23 protein-coding genes are annotated in these 20965 nt (G+C 70.7%); 14 read left to right on the forward strand and 9 right to left on the reverse strand.

From position 1 onward, the window contains the following. Window positions 1–26: 26 nt before the first annotated feature. The 3 genes from OG381_RS25535 to OG381_RS25545 all read left to right on the forward strand — a co-directional run bounded on the left by OG381_RS25535 (window position 27) and on the right by OG381_RS25545 (window position 3125). A complete protein-coding gene (locus OG381_RS25535) occupies window positions 27–1835 on the forward strand; it encodes a bifunctional metallophosphatase/5'-nucleotidase (RefSeq protein WP_327718395.1) in 1809 nt (602 codons plus the stop codon). A 25-nt stretch (window positions 1836–1860) separates the two neighbouring features. After that, on the forward strand, window positions 1861–2703 hold the full coding sequence (locus OG381_RS25540; RefSeq protein WP_327722554.1) for a sigma-70 family RNA polymerase sigma factor: 843 nt from the start codon (window positions 1861–1863) through the stop codon (window positions 2701–2703). A 128-nt stretch (window positions 2704–2831) separates the two neighbouring features. Continuing rightward, window positions 2832–3125, forward strand: coding sequence for a hypothetical protein (locus OG381_RS25545; protein WP_327718396.1), 294 nt, complete (start codon window positions 2832–2834; stop codon window positions 3123–3125). Window positions 3126–3128: 3 nt separating this feature from the next. Here the strand turns inward: OG381_RS25545 and OG381_RS25550 are convergent, their stop codons facing one another. From OG381_RS25550 to OG381_RS25560, 3 genes are all read right to left on the reverse strand, one after another. Continuing rightward, complete coding sequence (locus OG381_RS25550) at window positions 3129–3779, reverse strand: hypothetical protein (RefSeq protein ID WP_327718397.1); 651 nt, start codon at window positions 3777–3779, stop codon at window positions 3129–3131. Window positions 3780–3923: 144 nt separating this feature from the next. Then, a complete protein-coding gene (locus OG381_RS25555) occupies window positions 3924–4628 on the reverse strand; it encodes a GntR family transcriptional regulator (protein WP_327718398.1) in 705 nt (234 codons plus the stop codon). 122 nt (window positions 4629–4750) lie between these two features. Beyond that, window positions 4751–6106, reverse strand: coding sequence for an aspartate aminotransferase family protein (locus OG381_RS25560; protein ID WP_327718399.1), 1356 nt, complete (start codon window positions 6104–6106; stop codon window positions 4751–4753). A gap of 171 nt (window positions 6107–6277) precedes the next feature. Here OG381_RS25560 and OG381_RS25565 point away from each other — a divergent pair, with 171 nt between their 5' ends. The 3 genes from OG381_RS25565 (at window position 6278) to OG381_RS25575 (ending at window position 9440) form a co-directional block, all read left to right on the forward strand. Continuing rightward, window positions 6278–6877, forward strand: coding sequence for a DJ-1/PfpI family protein (locus OG381_RS25565; protein WP_327718400.1), 600 nt, complete (start codon window positions 6278–6280; stop codon window positions 6875–6877). Then, entirely contained in the window at window positions 6874–7353 is a 480-nt protein-coding gene (locus OG381_RS25570) for a MarR family winged helix-turn-helix transcriptional regulator (protein ID WP_327718401.1), read from the forward strand. The genes OG381_RS25565 and OG381_RS25570 overlap by 4 nt, the downstream gene beginning before the upstream one ends. An 89-nt stretch (window positions 7354–7442) precedes the next feature. After that, on the forward strand, window positions 7443–9440 hold the full coding sequence (locus OG381_RS25575; RefSeq protein WP_327718402.1) for a serine/threonine-protein kinase: 1998 nt from the start codon (window positions 7443–7445) through the stop codon (window positions 9438–9440). A 9-nt stretch (window positions 9441–9449) separates the two neighbouring features. Here OG381_RS25575 and OG381_RS25580 read toward each other — a convergent pair whose 3' ends face one another. Both OG381_RS25580 and OG381_RS25585 read right to left on the reverse strand, forming a co-directional pair. Then, window positions 9450–10055, reverse strand: coding sequence for a response regulator transcription factor (locus OG381_RS25580; protein WP_327718403.1), 606 nt, complete (start codon window positions 10053–10055; stop codon window positions 9450–9452). Continuing rightward, window positions 10052–11227 (reverse strand): sensor histidine kinase, encoded by a 1176-nt coding sequence (locus tag OG381_RS25585; RefSeq protein WP_327718404.1) that lies wholly within the window; start codon window positions 11225–11227, stop codon window positions 10052–10054. Before OG381_RS25585 ends, OG381_RS25580 begins: the two co-directional genes overlap by 4 nt. A 135-nt stretch (window positions 11228–11362) precedes the next feature. Here OG381_RS25585 and OG381_RS25590 point away from each other — a divergent pair, with 135 nt between their 5' ends. Together OG381_RS25590 and OG381_RS25595 are read left to right on the forward strand one after the other, a co-directional pair. Next, on the forward strand, window positions 11363–11755 hold the full coding sequence (locus OG381_RS25590) for a hypothetical protein (RefSeq protein ID WP_327718405.1): 393 nt from the start codon (window positions 11363–11365) through the stop codon (window positions 11753–11755). Next, entirely contained in the window at window positions 11752–12303 is a 552-nt protein-coding gene (locus tag OG381_RS25595; protein WP_327718406.1) for a hypothetical protein, read from the forward strand. The genes OG381_RS25590 and OG381_RS25595 overlap by 4 nt, the downstream gene beginning before the upstream one ends. A gap of 90 nt (window positions 12304–12393) precedes the next feature. Here the strand turns inward: OG381_RS25595 and OG381_RS25600 are convergent, their stop codons facing one another. Beyond that, window positions 12394–13146: an SLATT domain-containing protein gene (locus tag OG381_RS25600; protein WP_327718407.1), complete on the reverse strand. Its 753-nt coding sequence runs from the start codon at window positions 13144–13146 to the stop codon at window positions 12394–12396. Window positions 13147–13401: 255 nt separating this feature from the next. On the opposite strand from OG381_RS25600, the gene OG381_RS25605 reads away from it, so the two are divergent. From OG381_RS25605 to OG381_RS25615, 3 genes are read left to right on the forward strand one after another with little or no spacing between them, the layout of a single operon-like run. Next, on the forward strand, window positions 13402–13740 hold the full coding sequence (locus OG381_RS25605) for a YbaB/EbfC family nucleoid-associated protein (RefSeq protein ID WP_079309378.1): 339 nt from the start codon (window positions 13402–13404) through the stop codon (window positions 13738–13740). A gap of 58 nt (window positions 13741–13798) precedes the next feature. After that, window positions 13799–14398, forward strand: coding sequence for a recombination mediator RecR (gene recR / locus OG381_RS25610; RefSeq protein ID WP_266824222.1), 600 nt, complete (start codon window positions 13799–13801; stop codon window positions 14396–14398). Then, window positions 14391–15050: a DUF5063 domain-containing protein gene (locus OG381_RS25615; protein ID WP_327718410.1), complete on the forward strand. Its 660-nt coding sequence runs from the start codon at window positions 14391–14393 to the stop codon at window positions 15048–15050. Before recR ends, OG381_RS25615 begins: the two co-directional genes overlap by 8 nt. Before the next feature lie 43 nt (window positions 15051–15093). On the opposite strand, the gene OG381_RS25620 is transcribed toward OG381_RS25615, so the two are convergent. Then, the gene (locus OG381_RS25620; protein ID WP_327718412.1) at window positions 15094–15813 is read right to left on the reverse strand and encodes a sulfite exporter TauE/SafE family protein; all 720 of its coding nucleotides are present in this window, start codon (window positions 15811–15813) and stop codon (window positions 15094–15096) included. 102 nt (window positions 15814–15915) lie between these two features. Between OG381_RS25620 and OG381_RS25625 the strand changes: the two genes are divergently transcribed. The 3 genes from OG381_RS25625 to OG381_RS25635 all read left to right on the forward strand — a co-directional run bounded on the left by OG381_RS25625 (window position 15916) and on the right by OG381_RS25635 (window position 18919). Next, window positions 15916–17961, forward strand: coding sequence for a tetratricopeptide repeat protein (locus OG381_RS25625; RefSeq protein WP_327718413.1), 2046 nt, complete (start codon window positions 15916–15918; stop codon window positions 17959–17961). 108 nt (window positions 17962–18069) lie between these two features. Further along, window positions 18070–18252, forward strand: coding sequence for a hypothetical protein (locus OG381_RS25630; RefSeq protein WP_327718414.1), 183 nt, complete (start codon window positions 18070–18072; stop codon window positions 18250–18252). Between the two features lie 160 nt (window positions 18253–18412). Then, a complete protein-coding gene (locus OG381_RS25635) occupies window positions 18413–18919 on the forward strand; it encodes an SgcJ/EcaC family oxidoreductase (protein ID WP_327718415.1) in 507 nt (168 codons plus the stop codon). Here the strand turns inward: OG381_RS25635 and OG381_RS25640 are convergent. After that, window positions 18885–20240, reverse strand: coding sequence for a sensor histidine kinase (locus OG381_RS25640; protein ID WP_327718416.1), 1356 nt, complete (start codon window positions 20238–20240; stop codon window positions 18885–18887). The two genes, OG381_RS25635 and OG381_RS25640, sit on opposite strands and share 35 nt — an antisense overlap. Then, window positions 20237–20926: a response regulator transcription factor gene (locus OG381_RS25645; RefSeq protein ID WP_327718417.1), complete on the reverse strand. Its 690-nt coding sequence runs from the start codon at window positions 20924–20926 to the stop codon at window positions 20237–20239. The genes OG381_RS25640 and OG381_RS25645 overlap by 4 nt, the downstream gene beginning before the upstream one ends. Window positions 20927–20965 lie beyond the last annotated feature (39 nt).

Consider the following 20965-nt stretch of genomic DNA (forward strand, 5'->3'; position numbering starts at 1 on the left):
CCCCTCTCCAGTCCCAGGAGCCCCATATGCCCGTCAGTCCCATGAACCGGCGTGAGTTCGTGCAGAAGTCGGCCGTCACCGGTGCGGCCGTGGCCGTCGCGGGAGCGGTCGCCGCCCCTGCCGCGCAGGCCGCCGAGCGCGAGCCCGTCGCCAGGGCGCCCAAGACCTGGTCGTTCTCCGTCCTCGGCACCACAGACCTGCACAGCCATGTCTTCGACTGGGACTACTACAAGGACGCGGCCTACAGCGACGCCAAGGGCAACTCCGTCGGCGTCGCGCGCGTCGCCACGCTCATCAAGCAGCAGCGCGAGGCCAAGGGCGAGGAGCGGGTGCTGCTGGTCGATGCCGGCGACATCATCCAGGGCACCTCGCTCGCGTACTACTTCGCGCGCGTGCAGCCCATCACCGGCAAGGGCGTCAAGCACCCGATGGCCGTCGCCATGAACCACATGCGCTACGACGCCGCCGCCCTCGGCAACCACGAGTTCAACTACGGCATCGAGACCCTGCGCAGGTTCGAGAGCCAGTGCCGCTTCCCGCTGCTCGGCGCCAACGCGCTGGACGCCAAGACCCTGAAGCCCGCCTTCGCGCCGTACACCGTGAAGCGGATCTGTGTGCCGGGCGCCCCCGACATCAAGGTCGGCATCCTCGGCCTCACCAATCCGGGCATCGCGCTGTGGGACAAGGACAACGTCAGCGGGAAGATGGTCTTCCCGGGACTGGTCGAGCAGGCGAAGAAGTACGTGCCGCGGCTGCGGGCGCTCGGCTGCGACGTGGTCTTCCTGACCGACCACTCGGGCCTCGACGGCTCGACGTCCTACGGCGACGCGCTCCCCTACGTCGAGAACGCCTCCAACCTCGTCGCCGAGCAGGTCCCGGGCATCGACGCGATCCTGGTCGGCCACACCCACGTCGAGGTGCCCTCGTACACCGTGAAGAACGCCGAGACCGGCGACGAGGTGCTGCTGTCGGAGCCGTACTGCTGGGGCTACCGGCTGAGCGTCTTCGACTTCGAGGTCGAGCTGGAGCACGGCCGCTGGAAGGTCACCAAGAAGACCGCGCAGACCCTCGACCCCAAGTCCGTGGACGAGGACCCGGAGATCAGGAAGCTCCTGGAGGCCGACCACGACCTGGTGGTGAAGTACGTCAACACCGCCGTGGGCACCTGCACCGAGGACCTCTCGGCCGCCGAGTCCTGCTGGAAGGACGTCCCCATCATGGACTTCATCCACCAGGTCCAGATGGACACGGTGAAGGCCGGCCTGTCGGCGTCCGACGCGGCCCTCCCGCTGATCTCGGTCGCCGCACCCTTCTCCCGCACCGCCGACATCCCCGCGGGCAGCGTGACCATCAAGGACATCGCCGGGCTCTACATCTACGACAACACCCTGTACGGCAAGAAGCTCACAGGTGCGCAGCTCAGGGACTACCTGGAGTTCGCGGCGAAGTACTACCACCAGGTGCCCGCCGGCACGAAGGTCGACACCGCGACCCTCACCAACGCCAACAGCTTCTGGGACTACATGTACGACACCGCGGCCGGCGTCTCGTACGACATCGACATCGCGGCCGCCGAGGGCTCGCGGATCAAGAACCTGACCTACGGCGGCACGGCGGTGGCCGACGACCAGGTCTTCGTCGTCGCCGTCAACAACTACCGGGCCAACGGCGGTTCGGGGTATCCGCACATCGCGGCCGCGGACATCGCGTACAGCTCGACGAACGAGATCCGCCAGCTGATGATCGACTACGTGACGGCGAAGGGGGCCCTGGACCCGGCGGACTTCGCGGTCACCAACTGGAAGCTGACGCAGGGCGGTACGCCCGTGTTCTAAGGTCCCGGGGGTGAACGGGGGGATCATGACCGAGGAGTTCGAGGCGCACCGGGCGCGGCTGCGTGCCGTGGCCTACCGCATGCTCGGGTCGACCGGCGAGGCCGACGACGCCTTGCAGGACGCGTGGTTGCGGGTCAGCCGGGCGGACACGGGGGACGTCGAGAACCCGGCGGCATGGCTGACGACGGTGGTCGCGCGGGTGTGTCTGAACATGCTGCGCTCGCGTGAGCACCGGCGCGAGGAGCCGCTGGAGCGCGCCGCCGCCGTGGGGGTGGCCGACCCCGCGGAGGAGGCGCTGCTCGCCGACTCGGTGGGCCTGGCCCTGCTGGTCGTCCTGGACACCCTCGCCCCGGCGGAACGGCTGGCCTTCGTCCTCCATGACATGTTCCAGGTCCCCTTCGACGAGATCGCCCCGATGCTCGAGAAGACCCCGGCGGCGACACGGCAGTTGGCGAGCCGTGCCCGCCGCCGCGTCAAGGGGGCGCCGTCGCCCTCGGCCGACCTGCCGCGGCAGCGCCGGGTGGTCGGCGCGTACCTCGCCGCGACCCGCGGCGGCGACTTCGACGCGCTGCTCGCCCTGCTCCACCCCGACGTGGTCCTGCGCGCCGACCGCGCGGTCGTACCGACGCCCGAGCCGATCCTCGTCGCCGGGGCCCGGCCGGTGGCGGAGGGGGCCATGGCTTCCCTGGGACGGGCACAGCTCGCCGGCCTCGTCCTGGCCGACGGCCGGGTGGCCGTGGCGATGCTGGAGCACGGCCGCCTGCGTGTCCTGCTCCGCTTCACCTTCGACGGCGACCTGATCTCCGGGATCGATGTGGTCGCGGAGCGGGAGCGGCTGGCGGAGATCGAGGTGGGGGTGGTGGGGTGATTGAGCGGCGGGCAAGGAGGCACCCGCCGTGCTCCCCAGGGCTGCTTCACGCATTTCGTGCAGGCCGAACGTGTATCTACCAACGGGGCATATCGGGCATAGGCTGACCGTGGAAGAAGGTGACTGCCATGCGCGTGTTGCTCAAGGTGTCCATGGACACGGAGAAGGCGAACGAGGCCATCGGCAACGGCACCCTGCCGAAACTGATCGAGAGCTCACTGGAGCAGATCAAGCCCGAGGCGGCCTATTTCACCACCGACAACGGTCAGCGCACCGCCTACCTGTTCTTCGACATGCAGGACAGCTCGCAGATGCCGGTGATCAGCGAGCCGTTCTTCATGAACCTGGGCGCGAAGATCAGCTATACCCCGGTGATGAACTACGACGACGTACAGAAGGGCCTGTCCCAGCTGGGGCGCTGACCCTCAACTGAAGATGATCATCGACCCCTGTGCCAGGCTCCGGGTCGCCGCCGCGTGCAGGCCCAGCCACACATGCCGCTCACGGGCGAAGGGGCTGGGATCGTACGGCGCGGGGACGGCCGGCTCCTCCAGTTCCGTGGGGCCCAGCGGCGGTTGGGGCGCCGCCGGAGGGTTGGCCGGGTCGATGCCGATCGAGGGGCCCACCAGCTCCAGCTCCCGCAGCAGCGTCTGCGAGGAACCCAAGGGGCCGCCGCCGGCCAGGAGTTCCTCGTTGGCCAGCGGGTGCGGGAAGTCCACCGGGACATAGGCGCCGGCGTGGTCGTAGTGCCAGACCAGATGGGACTGCTGGGCCGTCGTCTCGAACATCTCCAGCAACTGCTCGTAGTCCCCGCCCAGTTCGTCCACCGGCGTCACCGGCAGACCGCACATCTGGAGGAGGTACGCGCGGCGCAGGAAGTGCAGCGCGTCGTAGTCGAAGCCGGCCACCGGGGCGACCTCACCGGACAGGCCCGGCATGTACTGGTACACCGGCACCGGCGGCAGCCCGGCCTCGGCGAGCACCTTGTTGTATTGCGCGAGTTCCTCGGCGAACGGGTTGTCGGGCGTGTGGCACAACACGTCGACGAGCGGTACCAGCCACAGGTCACAGGCCAAAGAAGGCTCCTCGCATAGCACGGTGTAGCGAAGCGGTCAGGGAAGAGTAATCGGTCCGGCGCGCCGTGGCTTCCCCCTGTGCGGGGTCAGCCGCTCTGCTCCTGGTCCCATACCCACACCCGCCGCCGGCTCACGTAGGGCGGCTCATCCGCCGGCCAGCCGCTCGACCACCGCGAGCGAGTGCGCGTTGTACGCGGCCACTATCTCCCGTGCCGCCGTGGTGTCCCGGTGGACGAGCGCGTCGACCAGTTCGGTGTGCTCGGCCCACAGCTGTCCGCGCAGGTCCGTGAGGCGGCGCAGGTGCTGTACCGCGCACACCCAGGACTGGACGCGCAGCCGGTGCAGGAAGTCGGCGAGGTAGGGGTTGCCGAACACGGCGCTCAACTCGCGCCAGAACCGCAGGTCGTAGCCGATCAGCACGATGACGTCCCCGGCGAGGGCGGCCCGTTGCGCCTCCTCGCCCCGCCGTCGCACCCCGGCGAGGGCGGCGAGGACACGGGAGTTGTCGGGGTCGTGGACGAACCCCTGGTGGCCGCCGTCCAGCGCGTGGAACATGCCGTCGATGACCAGGCTGCGGGCCTCGATGATGCCCTGGTAGTCGGCCAGGGAGTACTCGTGCACGCGGAAACCGCGATGCTGGTCCGCCTCCAGGAGACCTTGAGCGGACAGGTCGACGAGCGCCTCGCGGACCGGGGTCGCGGAGACCCCGTACTGCTCGGCGATCTCCTTGACCGTGAACTCCTGACCCGGCTGGAGACGTCCCGCGAGCACCTCGTCGCGGAGCGCGTCGGCGATCTGCTGCCGCAGGGTGCTGCGGGTCACGGCGCCGTTGCCGCTGCTGCCGGGCATGGTCGGCCTCTCCCTGGTGGCGGTCGGGTGGCGTGCTCGTACACGTATGTCTACGAGCACGCCACCTTACGCGTTCGGGTTTTCGGCGTTTACCCGCGTAGCATGCGTCACAGGGCCCGCGGCTACCGGGTGTGTTCGTCCGCCACGGAGAGCGCCGCGTCCAGTGCCGAGAGGCCTTCCTTCAGCTCGGACTCGGTGATGTTGCACGGCGGCACGACATGGGTGCGGTTCATGTTGATGAACGGCCAGATGCCGTGCTTCTTGGCGGCGGCGCCGAACGCGAGCATCGGGGCGTTGGCCTCACCGGCCGCGTTGTACGGCACCAGCGGCTCGCGGGTCTCCTTGTCCTTGACCAGGTCGAGCGCCCAGAACATGCCGACACCGCGGACCTCGCCGACCGAGGGGTGGCGCTCCGCGAGGTCCCGCAGCGCGGGCTCCAGGACCGCGGAACCGAGCCGGGCGGCGTTCTCGACGACTCCTTCCTCCTCCATCACGTTGATCGTGGCGACGGCGGCGGCGCAGGCCAGCGGGTGCCCGGAGTACGTCAGACCACCGGGGTAGGGCCGCTTGCCGAAGGTCTCCGCGATCTCGCCGGAGATGGCGACCCCGCCGAGCGGCACGTATCCGCTGTTCACGCCCTTGGCGAAGGTCATCAGGTCGGGCGTGACATCGAACAGGTCGGCCGCGAACCACTCACCGGTCCGCCCGAACCCGGCCATGACCTCGTCCAGGATGAAGACGATCCCGTACTTGTCGCAGATCTCGCGCACCCCGGCGAGGTAGCCGGGCGGCGGGACCATGATTCCGGCGGTGCCGGGGATCGTCTCCAGGATGATCGCGGCGACCGTGGCCGGCCCCTCGAAGGCGATCGTCGTCTCCAGGTGCTCCAGCGCCCGCGCGCACTCCTGCTCCTCCGTCTCCGCGTAGAAGCGGGAGCGGTACAGGTACGGCGCCCAGAAGTGGACCACGCCCGCGGAGGCGCTGTCGGAGGCCCAGCGGCGCGGGTCACCGGTGAGGTTGATCGCCTGCTGGGTGCCGCCGTGGTACGAGCGGTAGGCGGCGAGCACCTTGGACCGGCCGGTGTGCAGACGGGCCATGCGCACCGCGTGCTCGACGGCGTCGGCGCCGGCGTTGGTGAAGAAGATCTTGTCCAGGTCGCCGGGCGTCCGCTCGGCGATCAGCCGGGCCGCCTCGGAACGGGCCTCGACGGCGAAGGCGGGCGCGAACGTGGACAGGGTCGCGGCCTGTTCCTGGATCGCGGCGACGACCTTCGGGTGCTGGTAGCCGATGTTGGTGTAGACGAGCCCGCTGGTGAAGTCGAGGTACTTGTTGCCGTCGTAGTCCCAGAAGTACGACCCCTCGGCGCCGGCGACGGCGAGCGGGTCGATGAGCTCCTGTGCGGACCAGGAGTGGAACACATGAGCGCGGTCCGCGGCCTTGACGGCGGCGCCGACCTCGGGGTTTGGCTGAGGGGTCATGCCGGTGAGCGTAAATGTCCGCGATACGGAAGCGGTATCGGCGTCCTGTCTGTGGACGCGGGCTTTCCGCGACAGGTTGTCCAGGGAGGCTCGTAGCGATCAGTTGACAGCATCCTGTCGAAGTGACAGTATGTTGTCATCGAAGGGTGGAGAACGACCGAGGAGGCAGCCATGAGCCGCAAGCCCGTGCATCTCGCCGTGTACGACACCTATGCCGACTGGGAGACCGGCCACGCGACGGCGTATCTCGCCCGCGCCGGGTACGAGATCCGCACGGTCGGCCCGAGCCACGAGCCGGTGACCTCCATCGGAGGGCTGCGGATCCAGCCCGCGGACGCCCTGGACGACGTACGACCCGACGCCAGCTCTCTCTTGATCCTCCCGGGCGCCGATCTCTGGGACGCGGGCGACCAGTTGGCGCCCTTCGCCCGCAAGGCGCGGGAGTTCCTGGCCGCCGGAGTGCCCGTCGCCGCGATCTGCGGGGCGACCGCGGGGCTCGCGCGCGAAGGCCTGCTCGACGAGCGGGAACACACCAGCGCGATCTCCTTCTATCTCGCGGCCACCGAGTACAAGGGCGGTTCCCGGTACATGGACGCCGACGCCGTCACCGACCGCGGACTGATCACCGCCGGGCCCACCGAGCCCGTCGCCTTCGCGCGGGAGATCCTCGGACTTCTCGGGGTGTACGAGGGCGAGGTGCTGGACGCCTGGTACCGGCTCTTCCACGACTCCGACGTGACGGCGTACGCCGTGTTGGAGGGGGCTCGGTGAGCGGGGAGCGGCAGGAGCTGCTCAGCCGTGGTGCGCTCGGGGTCTTCCGGCTCAACGGCCAGTTCCTGGGCGTCGCCGAGGAGCTGGCGAAGCCCGCCGGGCTCACCGCCGCCTGGTGGCAGGTGCTCGGGGCGGTGCTCGGGGAGCCGTTGCCGGTCTCCGGGATCGCCCGGGCGATGGGGATCACCCGGCAGAGCGTGCAGCGCATCGCCGATCTGCTGGTCGAGCGCGGGCTCGCCGAGTACCGCGACAACCCCGCCCACCGCCGCGCCAAGCTCCTCGCGGCCACCGAGGAGGGGCTCGCGGCGGTCCGGCGGATCAACCCCGGACACGCGGTCTTCGCCGACCGGCTCGCCGAGGCCTTCGGCGAGGACGAACTGGCGGACGCCGTAAGGCTTCTGGAACGGCTGTCGAAGGTGCTCGAGCAACTCGGCCCGCCGGTGACGCAACCGGATCGCTCCGTTACGGAACCGTAGAACGCGCGGCGCCGACCTCCCCGTACGCCCGCACTATCGTGGTCAGTCGCACTGGGGCACGCACGGGGGAGTTCGGGGGAGGGGCTGCGATGGAGAGCCTGGGGGCGGGGGATCCGCAGAGGATCGGGGCGTACCGGCTGCTGGCGCGGCTCGGGGCCGGCGGCATGGGGCAGGTGTATCTCGCCAGGTCGGACCGGGGCCGCACCGTCGCCGTCAAGCTGGTGCGCGAGGAGCTCGCCGCGCAGGAGGAGTTCCGGGCGCGGTTCCGGCAGGAGGTGCAGGCCGCCCGGCAGGTCGGCGGGTACTGGACCGCGCCCGTCCTCGACGCCGACACCGAGGCCGACGTGCCCTGGGTCGCCACCGGGTATGTCGCCGGGCCCAGCCTCCAGCAGGTCGTCGGACACGACCACGGGGCGCTGCCCGAGCGGTCGGTGAAGATCCTCGCCGCCGGGCTCGCGCACGCACTCGAGGACATCCACGCGGCCGGGATCGTGCACCGGGATCTCAAGCCGTCCAATGTGCTGGTGACGATCGACGGCCCCCGTGTCATCGACTTCGGCATCGCACGGGCCCTGGAGACGGTGACCGACGGAGGGCTGACGCGGACCGGCGCGCTCGTCGGGTCGCCCGGGTTCATGGCGCCCGAGCAGGTGCGGGGCGACCGGATCACCCCGGCCTGCGATGTGTTCTGCCTCGGCTCCGTGCTCGCGTACGCCGCCACCGGCAAGCTTCCCTTCGGGGCCGGGGGGAGTGGGGTGCACGCCCTGATGTTCCGGATCGCCCAGGAGGAACCCGACCTGGAGGGCATGCCCGAGGGGATCGCCGAGCTCGTCCGCGACTGCCTGAAGAAGGACCCTGCGAAACGGCCGACGCTGGACCAGGTGCTGGAGCGGACCGGGGCCGAGGACACGGTGTCCGACGGACGGTCGCGGGACCCGTGGCTGCCGAGCGCGCTGGTGGCACAACTCGGGCGGCACGCGGTGCAGTTGCTGGACGCGGAGGATCCGGAGGGGCCGGGTGCGGAAGCGGGCGCGGGCGCAGGCTCCGGTCCCGGCACGGCCCCCGGCTCCGCCGAAGCCTCGCCCGAGCACGCGTCTGCCCCTGCCGACGGCACCCCGCCCACCCCGGGCCGGCCGGGCGGGGGAGCGCCGCTGAACCACCTGCCCACGGTCGTCGCCGGACAGGGCGCCCAGACTCCCCCGCCGGTGCCGACGAGCGGGCCACAGCCCCCGTACGGCCCGCCGCCCGCCCACCCCGGCTACGGCGCCGGCCCGCAGACGCCCGCGCCGTACGGCCCCGCACCCGGTCACCCCGCCTACGGCCATCCCCAGCAGCACCCGCAACACCCCCAGGCCCAGCCCCCGGCGTACGGCTACCCCCAGCAACCGCAGGCCCCGGCGTTCGGCCACCCGTCCCAGCCCGGCGCCCCTTCGCCGTACAACCCCTACGGCGGCCCCGGCCACACCCCGCCCTACGGCCCAGGCCCCACCCCGCCCTACGGCCCCGGCTTCACCCCGCCTCCCGAACCCCAGCGCCGCAACGGCCGTTCCACCGCCGCCCTGGTCGCCGTCGCCCTGGTCGTCGCGCTCGGCGCGGGCGGCTCGGTCTACGCGCTGATGAACAGCGACGGCGGCGACGACGACAAGGCCGGCCCCACGCCCACCCCCACCCAAAGCGCCCCCACGACACCGGGCCCCACCACCCCGGAGCCCTCGCCGACGCCGACCACCTCGGCTCCGGCGGACGGCAGCATCCCGGCCGGCTATCTCGGCACCTGGACCAGCACCATCGACAACGCCGACGGCTCGCACGCCCGTCAACTCACCATCCAGGAGGGCGAGGTGGGCGACACCGTCCTCTCGCTCGTCGCGGACGGCCCCGACTACCACTGCGTGTTCGAGGCCGCCCTGACCGAAGAGCCCGCCGGCAACGGCCCGTTGCGGATCGGCCCGTCCACGGTGACGGTCGGCGAGCCCGCCTCCTCCTGCTCGCCGGGCGCGGCCAGCGAGGTCACCCTGCTGTCGAACGGCACCCTGGAGCGCGTGAACGCGAGCAACGGGGAGAAGCTGATCTACACGAAGCAGTGACCCGAACTCCTAGATCCACCCCTGCTGCCAGGCGTGATGGGCCGCCGCGTGCCGCGTGGTGGCCCCCAGCTTGGACATGGCGGCCGAGAGGTAGTTGCGCACGGTCCCCTGAGCCAGATGCACCTGCGCGGCGATCTCGGCCACCGACGCCCCCGTACGGGCCGCCCGCAACACCTCCAGCTCCCGCTCGCTGAGCGGACAGTCGTCCTCCGACAGCGCGGACGCGGCGATGTCCGGATCGACGTAGCGGCGCCCGGCGGCGATGTCGCGGAGGATCTCCGCGAGCCGGGCCGCGGGGGTCGTCTTGGGCACGAACCCGCGGACCCCGGCGGCCAGCGCGCGGCGCAGGACGGCCGGCCGGGCGTGCCGGGTCACGATGACGACGTGGGTGTCCCGGCGGGCGGCCCGGATCTCCTCGGCGGCCCGCAGCCCGTCCGTGGGCGGCATCTCCAGATCCAGTACGGCGATGTCGGGCCGGTGCTCCAGGGCGAGCCGGACGGCATCGGTGGAGGTGGCGGCCTCCGCGACCACCGTGAGGTCGTCCTCCAAAGAGAGGAGTGCGACGAGGGCGCCGCGCAGTAGATCCTCGTCGTCGGCGAGGAGGAGCCGGATCACTCTTCGATCCTCTGTACGGGCAGGGTCGCGGTCACCACGAAACGGTCGCCGTCCGCCCGTTCCCAGGTCAACTCCCCGCCCGCGGAGCGCAGTCGCTCGGCGAGGCCGAGGAGGCCGGTGCCGTCGCCGGTGCCGGGGTGGGCGTGGGCCTGGTCGTTGGTGATCCGCAGCAGGGCCTGTTCCCCGCTGACGCGGTAGTCGACCTCCGTGTGCCGGGCCTGACTGTGGCGGAGCACATTGGTGGTGGCCTCACGCATGACGAGACCGAGGAGCTGACGGGTGGGGTCGCTCAACTCCTCCTGAAGGGCGGCCGGTTCCAGGTTCATGCGCGCGTCGATTCCGGCCGCCGCCAGCACCCGGGTGGCGTTGGCGATCTCGCCGTCGAGGGTGGTCCGGCGAATCCCCCGCACCACGGCGCGCGTGTCCCGCAGCGCGTCCGCGCACAGCCGCCGTATCTCCTGCATCTCGCCCGAGGCGCGCGCGGGGTCGACCTCGGCGATCCGGGAGGCCAACTCCGCCTTCAGCGCGATGACTTGCAGATGATGCCCCTGGATGTCATGCAGGTCGGAGGCGAACCGCAGCCGCTCGTCCTTCACCGCCAGCTCCGCCTCCAGCCGCCGCGCCCGGTCGAGCCGCCCCGCGATCCGCCAGGCCCACAGCGGCCCGAGCACGGTCCACACGGTGAACGCGGTCAGACAGGCCGGGAAGAGAGCGGCATACGCCAACTCCTCGTCCCCAGCGAGCAGATTCACGGCACTGCCCGGCACCAGCGCGAGGACGACGGCACCGCCGATCAGCCACCGCTTCCCGGCCGCGGAGAGATGGACGGCCACGATCGCCACGGTCACGGCCGGGGCGACCGCCCACAGCCCGTAGTTGTGCCGGGCCAGCGGCAGCACGGCGAGCGCCGCCGCGGCGAGACAGGCGGTGACCAGCCACCCCGCGAGCGGCCGCAGGACCGGCGTGCGGTCCTCCATCGCCCCGCCGAGGAGCACGGCGGCGGCCACGGCATGCACGCCCAGCGCCGGGACCACGGGCGCCCGCGCCCACAGCGGCACGTCCCCGTCCAGGGCCCAGCTGCCGTACGCCAGCACCAGCACACAGACGACGGTCCCGGGCACGGCCCACCACGTGTAGCGCCGGAAACCCGTGAGCCCCGCCCCGTTGTCCACAGGGCCATTGTGGCAGTGCCCGGATGACAGATGTCATACGACGACGTGCACGGCCGGCACTACTGGCGCTCCCTCGGTCCCGCCACTCTGAAGGCATGGGGACATACCCCACCCCGGTACCCTCGAGGAGGCGCCATGCACCACGTACGGCACCACGGTTTCGCCCGCCACTACGTCGAGATGATCCTCGCGATGCTGGCCGGCATGCTCGTCCTCGGCGCGGCCCTGCGGGGCGTCCTGGCGCTCACGGACATCACGTACGACATGTCCCGCCGGCCCCGGCTGGTCACGCTGGAGATGGCGTTCACGATGTCCGCCGGCATGGCGTTCTGGATGCGCCGCCGCGGTCACGCCTGGCCCGGCATCGCCGAGATGTGCGGGGCGATGTTCCTCCCCGCGCTGGTCCTCGTACCGCTGCTGTCCCTGGACGCCGTGGACCCCGGCGCGGCGATGGCGTGGGAGCACCTCGCGATGCTGCCGCTGATGTTCGCCGTCATGCTGCGGCGGCGCACGGAGTACGGCGCGTGAACGCCCACGCGGTGAGCCGCCGTTGGCCCACCTGCCTGGCCGTCGCGATCTGGGCCGCCCAGGCCGCCGCGGGCGCCTCCGACACCCTGGACGAGTCGGTCACCGGCTTCGGCGAGGTCCTGCCGCTGCTGCCACTGCTGTACGTGGTGATCAACCAGCTCGGCACGCCCCGCTCGACCTGGCCGGTGCTCGGCGCAGGCCTGCTGCTCGTGTTCGGCCTCCAGGCACTGGACCTGGTGTCGCCGGCGGGGGCGATGGTCGGGATCGCGTTGGGGGTGCTGCTGTGGGGGGCGGTGCGGGGTGCTCCACACCCGCCGGCCGTTCAGGCCGTAGGGGTGGCCGTCTTCGGGACGCTGGCCGTGACCGGCCTTCTGGTCGACCCGGAGGTGGGCCGCTGGCTGGTGGCGGCCGGCTGGTTCTTCCACGGGCTGTGGGACTTGGCGCACCTGACGATGGAGCGACTCAAGGGCATCGTGGCGCCGACCTTCGCGGAGTGGTGCGCGGTGGTGGATGTCCTGGTAGGGGTCGAACTTCTCGTCCTACGGTGAGGCGGACCCACCCAGGGGCGCCGGGAACTGCGCGACCAGCCACGACGGCGCCGCACCCCTACGCGGACCCCAGCCCCGATGGCGCCCCCCTCACCGAGGCTCCGGAGGCCGCTGCCGAGGCATGTTCGGCCGCGCACCCCCCGCCCCGGGCGGCAACGGGAACCGCCCCTGGACCACGTTCCCGTCCCCCCGGCCCGCCCCCGCGACACCCCCCTGGATCCCCAACGGCGCCGACCCCGTCCGGAACTCCACCATCCAGTCCGCGGTCTCCACCCGCACCAACTCGGTCACGTCCTCGGAGAACCTCCGCAGCACCCCGAGACACCGGTCGGCCGCCTCCCCCGCGGTCCCCTCGGCCGGCCCCAGAACCTCCCGCACACTCTCCGAGGCCCAGTCGAACTGCAGCACCTGCAACCGCCGCTGCACGGCCTGCGCGGTGGCCACATCCCTTATCCAGCCGGACGTCACCCCGAAGAACCGGTCCACGGCCACGCACGCGACGGCGAGCAGCAGCGCCAGGTACCCCCAGCCCGCGCCCCCGCCGACGACCCCCGTGAGGTCCAGAAGGGGCAGCGACGCACCGGCCACCGCCCCGGCCGCGGCCCCGCACCGCAGGGCCCGCGCGCCCCGCCGCTTCCACACCCGGTCCGCGAGGTACCACGCGGCGGTGTCGAGCGCCCCGCGCTCCACCCACCGGTACAGCTCGTCGAGACGGAGCGCGGGCTCGCCCCAGTCCCCGAGCGGAAACGTCCGTCCCGTCAGGTCGCCCGGCCGCGGCCCGACCGCCTCCCCGCCCCGCCCGTCCTGAGGCGGACCCTCGGGCTGCATCTCCGGCTGACCCACCCGGCACTCCCTACTGATCACGGACGATCACGCTGTGTGAAGCATGGTGCTGACGCGCCGGGTCTTTCCTACCGCCCAATGGGTGGCGAAGGGACGGCTTTCACTCCTTTTCCGCCCGGAAGTAGGCCTTGATCAGGTATAGGACTCGACAACATCTCACTCGAAAGAGTGCCGGAGCGATGGCTGCGTGGAGCACGTAGGCTCGTCACAGAGGACGAGAACGAGAAGACACAGACCTATGAGCGGGAGCTGATCGTGATCCCCGGTGGTGGCCAGCCCAATATGCAGCAGCTGCTCCAGCAGGCCCAGAAGATGCAGCAGGACCTGGCGAACGCGCAGGAGGAACTGGCGCGGACCGAGGTCGACGGCCAGGCGGGCGGCGGCCTGGTCAAGGCGACGGTCACCGGCTCCGGTGAACTCCGCGCCCTGAAGATCGACCCGAAGGCGGTGGACCCGGAGGACACCGAGACCCTCGCCGACCTGATCGTCGCGGCCGTACAGGCGGCCAACGAGAACGCCCAGACGCTCCAGCAGCAGAAGCTGGGCCCGCTGGCCCAGGGCTTGGGCGGCGGTATTCCGGGTCTGCCTTTCTAAGTAGGGCGTCCGCCAACTACCGTACGTACCCAAGGAACCCAGGAAGGACGGCAGTCCGTTGTACGAAGGCGTGGTGCAGGACCTCATCGACGAACTGGGGCGGCTCCCCGGCGTCGGTCCCAAGAGCGCCCAGCGGATCGCCTTTCACATCCTGCAGGCGGAACCGACGGACGTACGGCGGCTCGCGCAGTGCCTGATGGAGGTCAAGGCGAAGGTCCGCTTCTGCGCGACCTGCGGAAACGTGGCACAGGAAGAGCTGTGCAACATCTGCCGCGACACGCGCCGCGACCTCTCGGTCATCTGCGTGGTGGAGGAGCCGAAGGACGTGGTGGCCATCGAACGCACCCGCGAGTTCAGAGGCCGCTACCACGTGCTCGGCGGAGCGATCAGCCCCATCGAAGGTGTGGGACCGGACGACCTGCGTATACGAGAACTTCTCGCGCGGTTGGCCGACGGTACGGTCACGGAGCTGATCCTGGCCACGGACCCGAACCTGGAGGGCGAGGCCACGGCCACGTACCTCGCCCGCATGATCAAGCCCATGGGCCTCAAGGTCACCCGCCTGGCCAGCGGCCTCCCGGTGGGTGGCGACCTGGAATACGCGGACGAGGTGACCCTCGGCCGCGCCTTCGAGGGGAGACGACTCCTAGATGTCTGACGCCACACTGCACGAGACTGCCCACAACCCGGACGACTTCGCGGTCCAGATCGCGGACCAGGTGGAGAGCTTCCTGGTGGCCGTCACCGAGGTGGCAAGGGGCGACGAGCCGGACTCCGCCGTGCCCTTCCTCCTCCTGGAGGTCTCCCAGATCCTCCTGGCCGGCGGCCGCCTGGGCGCCCACGAGGACATCGTTCCCGACGAGCGCTACGAGCCCGACACGGGCCCGGACGCCGACGTGGACGAGCTTCGCGAGAACCTGGCGAGGCTGCTGGACCCGATCGACGTCTACTCCGAGGTCTTCGACCCCTACGAGCCGCGCAAGGCCCCGGTCCCGGCCCGTATCTCCGACGACCTGACCGACGTCATCACCGACCTCCGCCACGGCATGGCCCACTACCGCGCGGGCCGCACCTCGGAGGCCCTGTGGTGGTGGCAGTTCTCCTACTTCTCCAACTGGGGCTCGACGGCGTCCGCCACGCTGCGCGCCCTCCAGTCGATCGTCGCGCATGTGCGGCTGAACCAGCCCCTCGCGGAACTGGACGGCCTCGACACGGACCAGTCCATGGGCGACGAGACCCTGGAGTTCGAGGCGGGCAAGGTCATGGTGGAGGAGATCGCCGAACCGCTGGGCATGCGCCCGGTGAAGTGACCCGGCGGTCGGCGGGGGCAGTCGACGGAGCCGTCCGGGGCGGTCACAGCCCCCACAGCCCCTTGCCGACGGCCGTGATCCCGCCCGTCAGGGCGAGCAGCAGTACGAGCAGCCGGGCCCGCTTCTCGGGTATGCGGGAAGCGAGGCCCCTGCCGATCAGGCCGCCGACGGTCATCGCCACGACCACCCAGCCCCACCGCGCCCCGCTCAGCTCCGGCAGCCCGTTCGCCGCCACCGAGAACGCGTTGACGACGACGCCGTAGAACATGGCGTTCGGCACGAACTCCCGTACCGTCCAGCCCGCGTTGAGGGCGTAGAGGGACACCGGCGGCCCGCCGACCCCGGCAGCCGAGTTCATGAACCCGCCCGCCGCACCCGCCATGACCGCGCCCTTCGTGCCGCGCAGCGCGGGCACGCGCACGCCCCGCATGACCAGCAGCACGGCGCCGGTGACGAGCCCGCCCATCACCAACAACAGGACCGGCTCCGGCAGTTGGCGGGTCATCCAGGCCCCCGCCGGCACCGTGCACGCCGCCGCCGCGCACAGCGGCACCATCGCGCCCGGACGTACCTGACGCCAGCCGCCCGCCAGTCCCACGACACAGATGGCCCCGGAGGCGCAGTTGGCTAGGACCACCCCCTGCGCGGGCCCGAGCAGCAGGATCAGCGCCGGCACGGCGACCAGGGCGAACCCCATGCCGGTGAGCCACTGGACGGAGGAGCCGAGCAGCACGATCCCCGCGAGAAGCACGTCGGCCGTCATGGTTCACCACCCTCTCCTCGGCAACCCGCTGCGTCCGCGTCGGTCCGGGCGCGATGATGACCGTATGACGGGGCGGTCGAGGGTGTTGACGCGGGTGGGTTCGTGAACTCGGCGGCGGGGGCTTTTGGAGAGCGGGCCATCGCGTCGGCGCAGGGGATACGGCAGGCGCTCAGCGGGGACGGCGTCGTCGCGATGTACGCGGAGAAGGCGTTGCCGCCGGAGGCGTTCGCGCTGCCCGAGTCGGCGCCCGAAAGGTTGGTCAATCTGCCCGACAGGACCGCCTTGTTCGTCGGTCGTCGGCGTGAACTCGCCTTGCTTGACACGGCGTTCAGAGAGGCGAACGACGTCGTGGTCCAAGCCGTGCACGGGCTCGGCGGCATCGGGAAGTCGACGCTTGCCGCGCACTGGGCGGCGGGGTGTGTGAGGTCGTACAACCCCGTTTGGTGGATCACCGCCGAGAGCCCGGCCGATCTCGACGCCGGGCTCGCAGAGTTCGCGGTCGCGTTGCAGCCTGCGCTGCGGGATGTGCTGTCCCGGGAGGCCCTGCGGGAGCGGGCGGTCCAGTGGCTGGCGGGGCATGAGGGGTGGCTGCTGGTCCTGGACAACGTGTCCGATCCGGCGGATGTGAAGGCGCTGCTGGGGCGGGCCCCGGGTGGGAGGTTTCTGATCACCACGCGGCGGGCCAGCGGGTGGCACAAGGTCGCTGAGGCGTTGTCGCTGGATGTGCTGGAACCCGCGGAGGCCATCGAGCTGTTCGAGCGGATCGATGGTTCAGGCGAGGACGTTGAGGCGCTGTGCCGGGAACTGGGGCATCTGCCGCTCGCTGTCGAACAGGCGGCGGCCTACTGCGCGGAGGCTGGCATCTCGGCCGGACGGTACCGGGAGTTGCTGGCCGCGTATCCGGAGGAGGTCTTCGCCCAGTCGGCGGAGGGCACGGACCAGACCCGAACGGTCGCCAGGGTGTGGAGGGTGTCCCTGGACCGGCTGGCGGACACGCCGTTGGCCGGGCGGATCCTCGGGGTCATCGCCTGGTGGGCGTCAGAGGGGATTCCGCGGGCGTATCTGGAACCGCTCGGGAGTCCGGTCGAGGTGACGGAGGCGGTCCGGCGGCTGGCTGCGCACAGCCTGATCAAGGTGCACGACGATGACACGATCTCGGTGCACCGGCTGGTTCAGGCGGTGGGGCGGGCGGAATTCGACGCGAGCCACGAGGCCGCCCACGTGCTGCTGGACAACAGTGGAGCGCTCCGCGCGGTCGACGCCGAGCTGACCTGGCTCATGCACTTGGAGGCGATGGCCGGCCGTACCGATCCGGAGAACGACGGCGAATACGAAGCCTGGCTGTTCGACATGGGTGGCTTCACGGCCGAAGCCGCCCGCGCGGTGGAACTGCATGAGCGAGCCGCGGCCGCGGCGGAGCGGACGTTCGGGCCCAGTGACGAGTTGACGCTCACCACGCGCGGCCACCTGGCCCAGTCACATGGATATGCCGGTGATCGCATACGCGCGGTCGAGTTGCTGGAAGAGAACTTGGCCGACCATGTGCGTGTGCTCGGTCCCAGAAGCAAGCTGACCTTCGAGGCCCGTTCAGCCCTGGCCGACGCGATGGTGGAGGCGGGACGCTTCGCTGACGCGCTGTCGTTGGCGAGGGCGAACGTGAGAAGTGCCGAACAGGCTCTGGGCGACCGGCATCAGACGGTTCTCGGGGCACGGTCGACATGGGCGAAGGCGTTGAGACGCGCTGTGGAGACGGACACCGGCAGCGATGCGACAGTTGCCGCCCGCGCGATCGAGGAACTACTCGTCAAGATCTCAGCGGTCGAGGGCGAGGACTCCATGATCTTCGACATCTGCCACTGGCAGCTCATCTGGGTCTGTAAGTCCGCGGGGGACATCGAGGGGGCCGCGGCTCACTTCGAAGAGTGCATCACACGTAGGGGGCGCATCTTCGGAGAGACGGACGGGGTCACGCTGAGCACCCGCCGGGCGCTCGTCAGATTTCTCTGGGACACGGTCGGGGACCTGGGCCGCGCTCGCGACCAGGCCGTCCTTCTCCTCGCGGACTGGGAGCGCCTGGTCGGCGAGACCGCCTACGTCCGAGACCTCCGTCAGGACTTCGCCCCCCTTCTCACCCCACCCGGGGTGTAGCCCTCTACACCCCGCCTTCGGGAGGCCGCTCCCTCGTCCCGGCCCCCGCGCCACGGAATCGTTGATGTCACCAGGTCACCGCCCCCGTAGCGAAGGAATCACCCTCCCATGAAGAGCCTCCTGTCCTCCAAGCCCGTCCTCTGGTTCCTCTTCCTCTTCAACGCCGCCGTCGCCGCCGTCGCCCCCTTCGTCGTGGACGGCAGCCAGGGTGTGATGACCGCCGTGGGCATGGGCGTCGTCGCGGCCGGTGCGGGAGTGAGCCTCGTCCGGGACAAGGGTGTCGCCAAGTAGTCGGCCCCTCACACTCCGTGAGTTGGATCACTCCTGGACGTCCCCTGTACGACACCTGCACGGCCCCTAACCGGTGTCACGCGAGTCTTAAGTCACTTCCTCCACAGGAACCGCAGACAGAGCGGAGGAAGCAACTCCCCTCGCCCGCACTGGAGATGACATGACCCGTCGCCCGATAACCAAGCGTGCAGCCATCGTCACCGCTGGTGCCCTCGTCGCCGTCGGCACCTTCGCCGCCGGCGTCGGCGTCGCCGGACCGGACAAGCACAGCGTCAAGAAGCCCACCAAGGCCGAGATCGCCGCCCAGTTCGACGGCTGGAACAAGGCCCTGCAGACCGGCGACGCCCAGAGAGTCGCCGACCGGTACGCCGCGGACGCCGTCCTGCTGCCCACCGTCTCCAACAAGGTCCGCAGCGACCGCGCCGAACGCGTCGACTACTTCGAGCACTTCCTGCTGAACAAGCCGGTCGGCAAGAAGATCGAGACGCACATCAACGTCCTCGACAACAACTCCGCCCTGGACGCCGGCGTGTACGAGTTCACGCTCACCGACCCGGAGACCGGCGCCAAGCGTGTCGTCGAGGCCCGCTACACCTTCGAGTACGAGAAGCGCAACGGCGAGTGGAAGATCGTCAACCACCACTCCTCGGCGATGCCCGAAGGCTGATCCGCACCACCAGCCCGCCCCCGGGCGCGTCCCCGAGCGTCACCGTCCCGCCGTCGTCGGTCACCAACTGCTTGACGACGGCGAGGCCGAGACCGGACCCGGAGCGCCCGGTCAGGCCCTGGCCGCGCCAGAAGCGGTCGAAGGCGCGGGACTTCTCCGCGTCGGACATGCCCGGCCCCTGGTCGAGGACCGACAACAGGGCCTCCTCGCCCCGCGATTCGGTCCGGACGGTGATCGTGCCCCCGTCCGGTGACACCTCCAGGGCATTGGAAAGCACGTTGTCCAGCACCTGGTCCAGATGACCCGGGCTGGCCATCACCAGCAGCCGGCCGTCGGCGTTACTCCCCCCAAGCGCGATGGTGACTCCGCGCTCGTCGGCGGCCGGCCTCCACACGTCCAGACGTTCCTCGATGATGTCCGCCAGCAACAGCGGCTCCGCGGCCGTGACCTTCGCCTCCGCCCGCGCCAGCACCAGCAGCCCGTTGACCAGACGGCTCATCCGGACCACCTCGGCGGTCGCCTGCTCCACGTCCTCCCGTACGAACTCGTCATCGGTGCCGTCCGCGATGTTGTCCAGCGACAACCGCAACGCCGTGAGAGGGGTGCGCAGTTGATGCGAGGCGTCCGCCACGAAGATCCGCTGCGAGGCGACCAGCGTGTCGAGACGCTCCGCACCCTGGTTGAGGGTGCGCGCCAGCGTCTGGGTCTCCGGCGGGCCCGTCACGGGGGAGCGCGCGGTGAGGTCGCCGTCGCTGAACTTGCTGGCCATGGCGTTGAGTTCGCGCAGCGGAGCGGTGATCCGGCGGGCGGCGTACGCGCCGATCGCGGCGGCGGCCGCGAGCACGAGCACGGCCAGCGCGGCCCGGAAGCCCCAGATGTTCCACAGCCTGGTGGTCATCCCCGAGGTCGCGTACACGATCCGCACGGCCGCCTCACCCTCGGCAGGCACGGTGACCGTGAGGTGCTTGCCCCAGACGAAGTCGGAACCCCAGTCGGTCGTCGGCTCGTTCTTCTCCACGGCCCGCGTCAGCGCTGCGTCCGTGGAGGGCTCAGGCAGGGCCGGGGCGCAGTCGCTGGTCGGGGTGACCTGGACGGTGCCGGGGGTCTTGCGGCTGTAGGCCTTGGCCACCTCGGTCAGCGCGTCGCACGAAATGCTGTCGCCGTTGCCCAGCAGCAGCGCCATGGTGTTGGCCTCGCGCAGCACGGAGAGCCTGGTGTCGTCCCGCAGTTGGTCGGTCAGCGTGAACGCCACCGGCACCGTGAACAGCAGGATCGCCACCGCGACGAGCAGGATGTAACTCCGGATGAGCTGGCGGTTCATGAAGCGTCACTGCCGCCGTTGACGATGAGCCGGAAGCCGACCCCCCGCACCGCCTCGATCGTGATCGCCCCCGCCAGCTTCCGCCGCAGCGCCGCCACATGGACGTCCAGGGTCTTCGTCGGCCCGAACCAGTTCGCGTCCCAGACCGCCTCCATGATCTGCTCGCGCGACATCAGCGCCCCCGGCTCCTCGGTGAGGAAGGCCAGCAGGTCGTACTCCTTGGGGGCCAGCGCGACCTCCGCGCCGTCCAGGTGGACCCGGACCGCCTTGCGGTCGATCGTGAGGCGGTCGCCGTAGCGGTCGGGCCCGGCGGGCTCGGCGGACGACGTACGCGGCTGGGCGCGCCGCATCACCGCCCTTATCCGCGCGATGACCTCCCGGACCCCGAACGGCTTGGAGACGTAGTCGTCCGCGCCGAGTTCGAGGCCGACCACCCGGTCCGTCTCGTCGCTCCGTGCGCTGATCACGATGATCGGCACGTCCCCGCGCTCGCGCAGCGCCCTGCACACGTCGAGACCGTCGGTGTCGGGCAGCCCGAGATCGAGGAGTACGACGTCGTAGGGCTCCTCGTGCCTCAGCGCCGCCCCGCCCGTGGCGACCCAGGTCACCTCGAAGCCGTAACGCAGCAGTCCGCGCCGGAGTGACTCGGCGACCGGCTCATCGTCTTCCACCAGCAGTACGCGCACAGGCGAACCCTAATGCTTGAACTTTAAGACGACCGCTCG

The organism is Streptomyces sp. NBC_00490, assembly GCF_036013645.1.
GTDB classification, from domain to species: domain Bacteria; phylum Actinomycetota; class Actinomycetes; order Streptomycetales; family Streptomycetaceae; genus Streptomyces; species Streptomyces canus_F.